Below are 12,495 nucleotides of genomic sequence, written 5' to 3'. Positions count from 1 at the left end.
GATATATTATGGGAGGTAACAGGTTAGGTAAAATCTTCCAAGTTACAACATTCGGTTCCAGCCATGGCCAGGCCATTGGGGCAGTAGTCGACGGATGCCCCGCAGGCTTGCCATTAAATGCCCAAGATATACAAATAGAACTTAACAAGCGCCGTCCAGGTACAAGTGAAATAACAACTCCCCGAAGGGAAGAGGACAAGGTAGAAATATTATCAGGGATATTCCAGGGCAAAACTGATGGCACTCCTATAGCAGCCATAGTATATAACAAGGACGTGGATTCATCAGCCTACGAAGCCATTAAATATAAGCCAAGACCCGGACACGGAGACTACGGGTGGATAAGCCGTTACGGACATTATGATTATCGTGGAGGCGGGCGAGGCAGTGGAAGAGTAACAATAGGCCACGTCATAGGAGGGGCCATAGCAAAAAAACTCCTAGAAAACTTCAATATTAGGATAATAGGCCATGTGACACAGATAGGCCATATCAAGGCAAAGAGGATAGATCCCAACAAAATAGAAGAGTATAATTTAGAGAATCTTGTAAGGTGTGCTGATGAAAATGCTGCAGAAGAAATGGAGAAGCTCATATTAGACACTAAAAAGAGAGGAGATTCTATTGGTGGCATAGTCGAGGTCATAGCATTAGGGGTACCAGCAGGCCTTGGAGAACCAGTTTTTTCGAAATTAGACGCCGATATCGCCCATGCACTGATGGGCATAGGTGCCGTGAAGGGTGTTGAGATAGGTCTAGGTTTTGAAGTCGCTAAGCATAAAGCAAGCGAAATAAACGATGAATATTACATTAAAGAGGGTGGAATACAAACATTAACCAACAATTCAGGTGGCATAATAGGTGGGATATCTAATGGGATGCCAATAGTCACCAGGATAGCTGTCAAACCAACACCATCAATTTCTTTGCCACAAAGGACAGTAGACCTCAAATCCATGAGAGAAACCACCATAAGAATAAAAGGACGACACGATCCTTGTATATGCCCGAGGATAGTGCCAGTGGCCGAGGCAAGTGTCGCGATAATAATAGCAGACCATATGATAAGGGCAGGTTTCATACACCCATGTAAAATAGACAGTTAATCACACCCCCAAGAAATCCTATTCAAAATACTGGGTTTGGAGAGAAACACGTTTATTTTCTTTTGAATTCATGGATTGGCATGTGGCCATTTCAATTATGAGACCAAAGAGATGGAATTCGCAGAATACGGGATCATATTATCAATTTTCGATGAAAATGTGGGAAAAGCAGTGAATTGACAATCGTGGAATAAAAATGGTTTAAACTGATGGAAAAGTTCCATATGAATTATAATATTATTCCAGAAAGTCGCGGGAAAGAATTAACGACTATTAATAGGGATAGGATCCAGAAGATGTGGTTGAAGTTTATCAAATCCCAAAATCCTAATATGACCAATTTTCTGAAAAGGTGGTAGTTAGAACATCCAAAATGCTTGCAAACTTACCGAGGGGTTTGAAAATTATCCAATCACGATTTATTCACCATGAATGCCCCCTATTAAATCCAAAAAAAATAGTTCATAATTGTTGAACCTCCCCCCAAAAATAGGATAATGAGAAACGCTTAAACTGAAAAATGTTTTAAAAACTTTATACTTTTATTAGCTTTAATCTTATCTATCCTAAGGGGGTATTAATATTGAAACAGTCTACCATTATCAACGATATTATCATGAAACTTAATTTGGGTCTTAGGGGTATACTGCGCATGATAAGTAGGATAATACCCAAAAGAGATGATCTTATAATCTTCACTAGTATCCCCGATTTCTCAGATAATAGTTTAGCCTTGTTCAAATTTATGAACTCAATAGATGAAAACTTGGAACTCTCATGGATCGTTAACGAACCACAGGATAATACTAAAGTTAAACAGTATACGCGTTACGATATTAAAGGCATTTTAAAGATTTTAAGGGCAGGGTGTATCGTATCAACCCATGGTAACCTGAGACGTGTACGTGTCCCCTCTCAAGTTTTTGTCAACTTATGGCATGGAATGCCACTTAAAGCCATTGGCCATACTGGAAATAAGGATACCCCCCCATTCAGTTTTGATGATGAGAATTATTTTCTTATAGCAACTTCTACGATTATGAGGAATGCTCTATCTGCTTGTTTCAACCAAGATCCTAGGAGAATATATATCACTGGCCAGCCACGAAACGATAAACTTTTCAAAGGTTGTGATAAAAAAATTTTTAAAATACTAGGCATTGACCCCAGTGTCTATGAAAAAATCGTTTTATTTGCACCCACATTCCGGAAAGTTGGTGCTATTGATGATGGCAAGATCATATCATATAAATTCAATCTTCCAGACTTTAACAAGATTAAATTCAGAAATTTCCTCAAAGAACATAAGATTTTATTCCTTGTGAAGTTCCATCCATTGGAGGAAAAGGTGGCCATAAAATATTTCAGAGGTATGGAAAATGTTAAACTCATAAAAACAGAAACATTACAAGAAAACCTTATAGACCTGTATGATGTATTGCCATGTGTTGACATCCTTGTAACGGATTATTCCTCGGTATATTTTGATTTCCTTTTACTTGACAGGCCTATAATATTCATAGTTTCAGATGTTGAAGAATACAAAAGGCGAAGGGGGTTCGTTCTCGAACCTTTCGAATTCTGGACACCAGGACCCAAGGTTCAAAACTTCAAAGAATTCCTTGAAGAATTAAAAAAATGCATAGAAAACCCAAACTATTACAGAAAAGAAAGAAAAACCATAAACGATCTCGTAAATTACTACAAGGATGATAAATCATCTGAAAGATTATACAAACTCATATTCCAGAGGTGATTTTACCAGAGTTTGTGTTTTTTTATTCCATAAACTCTTAATGCTAATACTATGCTTTCAGTTATGGCAACAAGGGTTGCTACTATGTATATGTTTATGAACGGTGAAACCATGATTAGCATTGCAAGGTGTACTAGGGAGCCGAGTATGACGCTTCCGTTAGCATATTTTTGCTGGCCAAGCACTGCAAGGTAGGGATAGCCTATTAGTATAGAGGGTATTACGATTATGAGTGCTATGGCTAATATGCGGAGCACACACGCGCTTGGCATGTATGCAGCCCCGAATATTATCTTTACTATGACGGGAGCTAAGATAATAATCATTGTACAGAGTATTGTGTTTAATATGATGGTATATTTTAAAATTTTCTTGTGGAATTTCTTGTTTTTTGTTTTCGCCATGTAAGGGTATGTGACCTGGACTAGTGGACTGTAAAGGCCTTGTGCTGCTATGTATAATTTTTCCGCAGCTGAATAATAGCCTACTGCAGTGTTACCAGCGAATAATCCTAAAAAGAAAGAATTACTGCTTGTATATATGGATACAGAAGCTCTTGATAAGAAAAATTGGGTGCTGTCCTTGAATGTTTCTTTAATATCCTTGAATGGGGGGATGTGGAATCTCACATCAAATTTTGTCCTTATTATATAAAGTGATATTATCCCTGCTGTTATAAGGCCAAGAGATTGTAGAAGTGGCACATAGATGTAATCTGATGGTCTTTTTATGAATATGAAAATTGTCACAAGGAATATGAGGTTCGTCAAGACATTTAAGATTGTTATGTATTTCATGCGCTCCATGCCTTGATAGAACCAGGTTGGTGAAAGGGTATTGCCTATTACAAGGCCAAAGGCGAAAATATATAAAAGCCAATTTTGGGCAAATTTCGGGAACGAGAAGACAATCAATACAAGTATCAGAAAGCTTATAATGGTAAGCGCTCCTTTTATTATCATCACTGAACTGAATATGTTTGTGACTTTCTTTTTATCTTCACGGTTTATTGATATTTCCCTAACAGCTGAAAGTGCGAAACCATAATCTGTTAAAATTTGGAAGTAGGTGTTAAATGCTATGGCAAAGTTTACAAGACCATATTTGGCAACTCCAAGTGTCCTTGTAAGGTATGGTAATGTTATAAGTGGCATCACATACACTAATATTTGAAGTAAAGACAGTGAGAAGAAGTTCTCGGCTATAATCTTGTATTCTTCAGATTTTAGTAGTTTAAGCAGTTTCATGTAAGGTTCCCTGGAAATGTTCTATATGGAGGTTGACATTTTTAGGATCCTTGAGGGTTTCATAGACAAGTTCTAATACGGGTAAGTTCATTTTACTTGTCAGTGCTTTTATGGCTTTTATGGAGCGCAAGCTTTCTACTGTGATGGTGGATTTTTTGCTGAGTTGCATTTTCTTGCCAAGCATTAAACCTAATGTCCTATTACGGCTCTTATCAGTTAGCGCGGTCAAAATGAAGTCCCCGAATCCGCAAAATTTATCAAATAATTCCCTATATCCCATTTCATCTAATATCTTTACCATCTCTCTGAAGCATAATGTTAATAGTGTGTATTTATGGTTTTCACCGGTTATTTGTCCGTCTAGTATTCCCATGGCTACTGCGTAAACATTCTTAAGTATACCGCAGAATTCAACTCCTTTAATATTCTCTGAATAATCAAGTATTATATTCTGGGATTCAAGGAGACTGGCTATATCAGTCTGGTATTCTTTTGGGGCTCCTATTGTAACACCTGAAGTAACGCCCCTTATAAGTTCATCTGCAAAATTTGGACCGGAAATGCAAAATACTGTCTTGGAGTCTGTCTCTTCTTGGATGACTGTTGTCATAGTTTTGAGTGAAGGATATTCAATACCTTTTATACATGATATGATCTTTTTATCTTCAAGGCGACTATCAAGGGATCTTATGATACTCCTGAGACTCCCAGATGGGACGGCCAGGAAAATATAATCTGAATCTATTATATGGGAGGATTTGATGTTGGCTGCTTTGATCTTCTCATCTAATTTTATCCCAGGATGATACCGGCTGTTCTCATGTTGTCTGTTTATAGATTCAATTACTTTTTCATCTCTTGCGAGAAGATAAACATTATCGATATTCTTTGCTAATATTTGGGCTATTGCTGTTCCGAAACTCCCAGCACCTATTATCGAGACTTTCATCCTAAATTCTCCTTGCAATATTTTCTAGCCTTTTCCAGATCCTCTGGGAAATCAACTTCTATACAGAAATTATCCTTGATGTTAAGGGCCTTAAACTTTTCACCTTTTTCTATTGATTTCTCTATGGCTTTCTCGAAATAGTCTTGGTCTTGACATTCCATGAGTGATTCCCTCAGGATTGGTAGTGTCTCCTTTTTAACATAGTTTATGCCAACTGCTTCACCTAGACCATCTGGGATGGACTTTGAGAGTTTTTTAATGTAACCATCACTTGTAATGTTGTATTTAACTTCTTCGTCGCCTACTTTCTTGCTATTTACACAGATGAGGTTTTCTCTTCTCTTTTCCATGATAAGTTGAAGTATTTTTGGATCGAAAACCACATCACCATTTAACCATATAACATCCCCGTCCAAATCCTTTATCCCAATTAGAAGACTCTTTGAGGTGTTAGTAGCATAGTATCGTCTATTTATAACATATTCAAGGTCTGGGTGTCTTTCTTTTATCAGATCACCCTTGTATCCTATCACGATCCTTATATTTTCCAGCCCTGCACTCTTAAGGTTTTCTAGTTGATGGTCGAGTATTGTCTTCTCATCACATAACTTTACAAGTGCCTTGGGTAAACCATGTCCTAGTCTACTGCCCACACCCGCGGCTAGGATGACAACTTTAATAGAAACCACCCATTATTCATTTTAAGCTACAATCTAAATAATGCTACTATTTACCTTTAACCTTCAGTATGAAGTGATAGGTAGGTGATACTCCTACTTCATGTCTCTCCATACTTTAAGCTTCATAGAGGATGGAGGCCCCTCACAGATTTTCGTATATGAACTTGCACTTCCACAGGTTGCAATAGGCATGATGTGACTGTTTTATACAACCGATGGGCCCAAAGAGAAGTTTTAAAGCCCTGGAGAATATTATAGTGGATATTGATGGTATAAAAATTATTATTATCAAGGACCTTTCAATGTATTTAACATCAAATTTTAGCATTCTTTTACCCTAGTATCACTGATATAAATGGGGCGCGAAATCGTCATAGAAACCAGTATAACCTTGAGAAGTTTAACCCCAACCTCAACGGGTATAAGATAAGAAGAAGGCATGGGATAAATAATGAAATATTATTACTGCTCATGGGTCATTTATTTCAGGTTTGGAAGAATTAGCTTTTTGAAATGACCAGAAAGAACCATAATAGTGGGTGAAAGCCGCCTATATTTGGGGTGGAGTCAACCCTATGAAACCAATGCTTTTGGCAATGACAGACATCTGTATACTACCAGCCGCGGAAAAAAAATAATGCAAGATATCATAATCTATGAATACCGGGCCAGCTTGTTATAGCCACACGATTCCATATAATGAATGGGAATTTAGCGAAGGGCAATTGAATACATTACATAGAAAAACCAGAGGATGTGCTCAAGGCAGCTAATAAACTTGCAATTGGCGACCTTCATGCCGAGGGGATGAATGGCAGGAGTTTTGTTGAATTTAATGATCGGAAGACTATAACTGACAAATTCGAAAAAAAGTATTTAAAATTTTAACTGTTTTAAGCCCCGGGCGGGAATTGAACCCGCGACCACGGGATTACGAGTCCCGCGCTCTACCAGACTAAGCTACCGAGGCCCATCGTAACCATAATCGTCTAAGGTTAATTGATGGTCTGTTAAATGTTCCAAGTCTATGCACATCCCGTCTCTTGCAGCTATAACCCTTGTATCTGTCTCTTCTTGTACTCTGAGGGCTTCGCCATCTGGGTCATTGAATATCATCTTCATGCCAAGGTGGGTCATTATTGCAAGTTTGGGTTTCACCTCTTCTATGAGGATTTTGAAATCATCTGAGCACATATGCCCCCTTATATGTTCATTATCTGGTCTTATAACACTCGCTATTAAAACATCAGCACCATGATGATATGAGCCGAGTTCATTGAAATAGGCTGTATCTGATGTATAGGATATTGTTATCTTAGGAGTTTGGAACTTGAAACCTATACATGTAGGGTCTCCATGTATTGTTTTTGTGGCTGTGATTTTTATATTGTCTAGTTTTGTTGTCTCACCCTCTTCTAGTATTATGTTTTCTGTTTTGCTTAGATGATACTTGGATATGCAAGGACCCCAGTCTTTGTAACCTTTTATGACGCTGAGACTCCCTATTACCGTCCCTTTGTTCCTGGTCATCCCCCTTGTCATAGCTTCGATGAGGACTTCGGCGTCTGTGTAATGGTCAGTGTGTGAATGTGATACTAGTATGGCGTCTAGTCTGCGGGGGTTTAGGCCGAATTGGTATGATCTTATCAATGCTCCTGGTCCGGGGTCTATGTGGATGTTTTTACCTTCTAGGTTGTCTATCCTTAAACCGCCGGTCATCCTTTTTTGTGTGATGGTGGCGAAATCGTCCACCCCCACTTCCTAGGAATGTTAGTTTCATGATTGATCACACCCCTTCATATTTTGCAAAGTATAACATTGCATTGTAGTGGGATTTTTTTGTCTTTTATTTGTAGGTTTTCATTTTCAATAATGACAAGATCGCCCACTTTGACTTCTCCCGGTTTTTCTTTTAGCATTAGGACGTTTTCTCCGGGTTTTGCAACCTTTTTCCATTTTATGTTGAAGGCTTGTACATTAGGGGCTAATTTTACTTCGATTTTATCATTGTCTACGTTTATGACCCTTCCAATTTCTCCTTCTGTTATTATCTTTGATGCCATTTTTATCTGTTCGCTCTTTTTTAGTAATTCTTTTTGTAGTTTGGCCCTCCATTTTTGAAGTGTTTTCACATCCCTTAGAATGGTTTCTCTGAGTAGTCTATGGGCTTTCCTTTTATCTAGTCTTGGAGTTTTTATGTACATGTCATATTCTGGGCTTATAGTTGGTGTTCTGGCAGCGACTTCTTCTAGTATTTTCGCTAGGAGTTTTGAAACTTCTTTTAGGCTTGTTTTTTTCTTCCAATGTTTCTTTAATAGTCTACTGGCAAGTTTTTTGGTTATCGTATTCCCAAATATTACAATGGAGCTTTCACCCTTTTCAAATTTAGTTATATTGGATCCTATAAGTTCTATGATCTGATAGGCTCCTGTAGTGGCATATATTCTCCTCCTTTTAGCCTCGAAGGGCGTTTTAAGACTTACTTCGCCCACTACAACGTCTCCGATGCTTCGAACCTTCCTTGCATCATCTCTTATATTTAATCTTATACCAAGTTCCTCGGCCTTGGCCCTCAATTCTTCCTCGGTTTTGATATTACCATCGTATAATTCTTTTTCGAGTTCTTTTCTCTTCTGGGGGCTCCCAAGGTAGGCTATTTTTCTCTTGTCACCTATTATTACGCAACCCTTGCTACTAGTATAAGTTATTATTAGGCTCATCTAGGGGTCACCCATCTACATTTGAATTTGGAAAATTATTCCGTGAGGATGTTGAAGTTTTCCCTTTTTTGGGAAGTATTTTATCAGAGGATTTATAAATATTGTACCGAATAATTTACTAGGAGAATTTTGGATGGAACATGAAAACGCCCTTATAAAAGAGAAGAGTCCATATCTTTTACAGCATGCCCATGACCTCGTAGATTGGCTTCCATGGGGTGAAGAAGCATTTAAGACAGCAAAAAAGTATAACAAGCCCATATTCTTGTCAATAGGCTATTCCACATGTCACTGGTGCCATGTGATGGCCAGAGAATCATTTAATGACCCGGTAATCGCTAAACTCATAAATGAAACATTCATACCAGTTAAAGTTGACAGAGAGGAAAGACCAGACATTGACAATATTTATATGAACGCTTGCCAACTCCTCACAGGTACAGGGGGCTGGCCACTCACTATATTCCTAACACCTGATGGTAGACCGTTCTTCGCAGGCACATACTTCCCAAAGGAGACAAGCCATGGCGTGGCCGGATTAAAAGAGATCATATTAAAAACTGGGGAACTTTGGGAAAAAAAGCCAGAAGACATAGATAATGCAGCCACCGAGATCACTATGGCCATCAAGAGGATGAACGCACCCACAAAACCACATGAAATCCAGGAGAAGATAATAGATGCAGGATTCGAGGAATTGAAGAAGGCCTTTGACCATGAAAATGGGGGGTTCGGGTCTTCACAGAAATTCCCACTACCAAATCATCTTTACTTCTTGTTAAGGTATGGTCTTCTAAAAGATAAAAAAGCCTTGGGTATGGTTGAATTAACCCTTGATAAAATGCGCTTTGGGGGTATCTACGACCATGTAGGGTATGGTTTTCATCGTTACACTGTTGACCCTACATGGAGGATACCCCATTTCGAGAAAATGCTTTATGACCAAGCTTTAATGGCCATAGCATACCTTGAAGCCTATCAAGTATTGGGAAAGGAACTCTACAAGAAAACAGTAAAAGAAATATTTGAATACGTTATAAGGGAGATGAGATCCCCCAAGGGTGGGTTCTATTCGGCAGAGGATGCGGAAAGTGAAGGAGAAGAAGGCAAGTTTTATCTCTGGACAATGAAAGAATTAAGAGAAATTTTAGATTCTGATTTGCTCTGTGAATTCTTCAATGTCAAAGAAGAGGGCAACCTACTAGATGAGACCGGAAAACCCTCAGGCAAAAACGTCCTTTATATGAAGACCATGCCAGAAAAATTCGCAGAAGAGAAAGGAATAGACCCCACTGAATTCCTAGAGGAAGTGGAGGATGGTAGAAGAAAACTCTTCAATTATAGGTCGAGGAGGACACCACCCAATAAGGATGATAAGATACTTACAGACTGGAATGGGCTTATGATAGCAGCCTTTGCAAGGGGCTATAAGGTACTGGGAGACAAGAGGTATTTGAATGTAGCCGAGGATGCGCTGGAATTTATCATGGACAAACTTTATAAGAATGGGAGGTTGATGCATCGTTACAGGGATGGTGAAAGTGCAATTTGGGGCAATCTTGATGATTACGCTTTCTTCATCTGGGGGATACTAGAATTATATGACGCAACCTTCAATGAAAAATACATAAAACTCGCCCTAGGATTATCAGAGGAATTAAACGAACATTTCAGAGATGATGAGAATGGGGGATTCTTTTTCACGGCTGATTATTCTGATAGTCTTTTAATAAGGAAAAAAGAGGGTTCTGATAGTGCAACACCATCAGGTAATTCTGTTCATGCACTAAACTTGTTAAGAATGGGTAGCATACTAGAAGATGAAGCTATGATCAAAATTGCAGAACACATCATAAAGTCATTCGTAGCCAAGATTAAACGAATACCTCTAGCTTATACCTTACTTTTGGTGGGGGCTCACTGGCACCAAACAGGTGGCAGTAGTTTAGTTATAGCAGCTCGGACAAGATCATGCATACCCCATAAACTAAAAAGTACATTTATACCATACTTTACAGTGACTCTTAAACTGGAAGACAGTGACTGGTCATTCGCACCGGAAACATTAAGAAATAAGAAACTACTCAATGAGTGCACCTATTACTTATGCAAGGATAAAACCTGCCATCCACCCATAAAAGACCCAGAAGCTATAATAGATATCCTAACCAAATAATGGGATCGGGGTGCTATCCCCCATGGAAACTTTCAAAAAAAGGCTCATAATCTGCACCCTGCTAACAATAGCCATAATCGCCATAGTAGGATCCAGCCTAGGATACTGGGGCACAATATTACTATCCTCTATGATTTTTTTCTATGGAGGCTATCCATTCTTTAGAGACGCTTTTAGAGAATTGAAAGAGAAAAAACTAGGATCCACGATTTTAGCGATTATCGCAATTACGACGGCCTACCTCTACGTCATATCAACACCTTCAGCAGGGATTATCCCCATAGAATTGGCAATAATCATCATGATAATATTATTTGGGCGTTGGCTCGGAAAAAAATTAACAGAAAAAATTAAGGAACCATTAGAAGAGCCTATGCGCAGCATACCGGAGAATGTACATATTATAGAGAACGGAAAGGTCAAGAACGCCCCCACAGATAATATAAGGCCGGGAAACCTCATACTAGTAAAAAACGGGGAAGTGATACCAACAGATGGTATAATAATAAAAGGTTCAACCGTGATACACCCAATCATTAAAAACAATATAGAGAAGACTCCAGGAGAAACAGTGACAGCAGCAGCAATAAACATCAAAAAACCTATCCTAATAGAAGCAATAGCAACCAGCAAAGGATCATTCATCCCCCAAATAATAGAATTTTTAAGAAGAAAAGATAAAACCACAATACAAGAATCAGCAGACAAAATTGCATCCACCCTCATAATAATAGTGATCGCATTAGCAATACTCACATTCTTCTACTGGGAAAGCATGACACCAGCACTAGAACATGCGATAACAGTACTTTTAGCAGCATCACCACATGCCATCAGATTAGCAGCACCCACTGCAATTTTAGCAGCCACGATAATATCTGCAAAGAATGGTATAATCATAAAAAACAAAAAATCATATGAAACCGCACGCCAACTAGACACCATGGTATTCAACAAGACAGGAACCCTCACAACGGGCCAATTCAAAGTAACAGATATCATATCCTTAGATGATGAAATAGATGAAGGTGACATAATCAACTATGCCGCTGCCATAGAATCCAAAAGCCAACACCCCATAGCAAAGGGTATAAGAGAAGTAGCCAAGGAGCCCATACCAGTGAAAAAATCTAAAACAATCCCAGGAAAAGGAATCAAAGGATACGTAGGAGATACGAAGATCCAAATCACAAGTTACAAACACATTAAAGATCTAGGATTCCAAATAGAAAACCCAAAAATCCTAGAAATGATAGATCAAGGAAAAACACTCGCATTTATAATCATCAACGATGAACTTAAAGGGTGCATCGGACTCTCAGACAAAATAAAAAAAGGGGCGAAAAAGACAATAAAGACCCTCAAAGACAAGGGAATAAAATGTATAATGTTAACAGGAGACCATAAGAAAGTCGCCGAACCCATCGCCATGGAACTAGGATTAGATGAATACCACGCAGAACTCACAAAAGAAGAAAAGGCCAAAAAAATCAAGAAAATGCAAGAAGATGGGCTGAGGGTTGGGATGATAAGCCAACCAGATGACATACCAGCCCTAAAGCAAGCAGATCTTGGGATAACCATAGGAACAGGTCATAAATTGGACATCGAAGGCGCTGATATCATAATCCCATGGGGGACCCCATTGGATATTCCAAGTATATTAGAAATTGCTATAGCAGCTCATAATAAGATAAAGGAAAACCTTGCATGGGCTGCAATCTACAACATAGTAGCTATACCCCTCGCCACAGGAATACTATACAAGCAAATAAACCCACCCTTGGGGGCTGCTCTGATGGTTCTCAGCGTTGTAATTCCAATATTAAATTCCAAAACCATTAAAAAGAGGAGGTGAAAA

Annotated in this window: 10 protein-coding genes and 1 tRNA gene; 5 read left to right on the top strand and 6 right to left on the bottom strand. The window is 38.7% G+C overall.

Annotated features, from left to right (window positions below):
- Nucleotides 1–8: 8 nt before the first annotated feature.
- Together aroC and QFX38_05825 are read left to right on the top strand one after the other, a co-directional pair.
- Nucleotides 9–1,106, top strand: a complete 1,098-nt coding sequence (gene aroC / locus QFX38_05830; protein MDI9624386.1) for a chorismate synthase — start codon at nucleotides 9–11, stop codon at nucleotides 1,104–1,106.
- 583 nt (nucleotides 1,107–1,689) lie between these two features.
- A complete protein-coding gene (locus QFX38_05825) occupies nucleotides 1,690–2,862 on the top strand; it encodes a CDP-glycerol glycerophosphotransferase family protein (protein MDI9624385.1) in 1,173 nt (390 codons plus the stop codon).
- A gap of 2 nt (nucleotides 2,863–2,864) precedes the next feature.
- Here the strand turns inward: QFX38_05825 and rfbX are convergent, their stop codons facing one another.
- Genes rfbX through QFX38_05810 form a run of 3 tightly spaced genes read right to left on the bottom strand, consistent with a single transcriptional unit; the run spans nucleotide 2,865 to nucleotide 5,747 of the window.
- Entirely contained in the window at nucleotides 2,865–4,109 is a 1,245-nt protein-coding gene (gene rfbX / locus QFX38_05820; GenBank protein ID MDI9624384.1) for an oligosaccharide flippase family protein, read from the bottom strand.
- On the bottom strand, nucleotides 4,096–5,058 hold the full coding sequence (locus tag QFX38_05815; GenBank protein ID MDI9624383.1) for an NAD(P)-binding domain-containing protein: 963 nt from the start codon (nucleotides 5,056–5,058) through the stop codon (nucleotides 4,096–4,098). Before QFX38_05815 ends, rfbX begins: the two co-directional genes overlap by 14 nt.
- Entirely contained in the window at nucleotides 5,055–5,747 is a 693-nt protein-coding gene (locus QFX38_05810; GenBank protein ID MDI9624382.1) for a phosphocholine cytidylyltransferase family protein, read from the bottom strand. Before QFX38_05810 ends, QFX38_05815 begins: the two co-directional genes overlap by 4 nt.
- 747 nt (nucleotides 5,748–6,494) lie before the next feature.
- On the opposite strand from QFX38_05810, the gene QFX38_05805 reads away from it, so the two are divergent.
- Nucleotides 6,495–6,626 carry a hypothetical protein gene (locus QFX38_05805; protein MDI9624381.1) on the top strand — a complete coding sequence of 44 codons (132 nt, stop codon included), beginning with the start codon at nucleotides 6,495–6,497 and terminating at the stop codon, nucleotides 6,624–6,626.
- Between the two features lie 8 nt (nucleotides 6,627–6,634).
- Here QFX38_05805 and QFX38_05800 read toward each other — a convergent pair.
- The 3 genes from QFX38_05800 to QFX38_05790 all read right to left on the bottom strand — a co-directional run bounded on the left by QFX38_05800 (nucleotide 6,635) and on the right by QFX38_05790 (nucleotide 8,458).
- Nucleotides 6,635–6,708 (bottom strand) — tRNA-Thr (locus QFX38_05800).
- Nucleotides 6,699–7,496 carry an MBL fold metallo-hydrolase gene (locus QFX38_05795; GenBank protein MDI9624380.1) on the bottom strand — a complete coding sequence of 266 codons (798 nt, stop codon included), beginning with the start codon at nucleotides 7,494–7,496 and terminating at the stop codon, nucleotides 6,699–6,701. The genes QFX38_05800 and QFX38_05795 overlap by 10 nt, the downstream gene beginning before the upstream one ends.
- Before the next feature lie 38 nt (nucleotides 7,497–7,534).
- Nucleotides 7,535–8,458 (bottom strand): DUF2121 domain-containing protein, encoded by a 924-nt coding sequence (locus tag QFX38_05790; protein MDI9624379.1) that lies wholly within the window; start codon nucleotides 8,456–8,458, stop codon nucleotides 7,535–7,537.
- A gap of 133 nt (nucleotides 8,459–8,591) precedes the next feature.
- On the opposite strand from QFX38_05790, the gene QFX38_05785 reads away from it, so the two are divergent.
- Together QFX38_05785 and QFX38_05780 are read left to right on the top strand one after the other, a co-directional pair.
- Nucleotides 8,592–10,634 carry a thioredoxin domain-containing protein gene (locus tag QFX38_05785; GenBank protein ID MDI9624378.1) on the top strand — a complete coding sequence of 681 codons (2,043 nt, stop codon included), beginning with the start codon at nucleotides 8,592–8,594 and terminating at the stop codon, nucleotides 10,632–10,634.
- A gap of 22 nt (nucleotides 10,635–10,656) precedes the next feature.
- Nucleotides 10,657–12,492, top strand: coding sequence for a cation-translocating P-type ATPase (locus QFX38_05780; GenBank protein ID MDI9624377.1), 1,836 nt, complete (start codon nucleotides 10,657–10,659; stop codon nucleotides 12,490–12,492).
- Nucleotides 12,493–12,495: the final 3 nt, after the last annotated feature.

Origin of the sequence: Methanothermobacter sp., from assembly GCA_030055615.1 — an archaeon.
GTDB lineage: Archaea > Methanobacteriota > Methanobacteria > Methanobacteriales > DSM-23052 > Methanothermobacter_A.
This window is presented reverse-complemented; position numbering and strand designations above follow the sequence as displayed.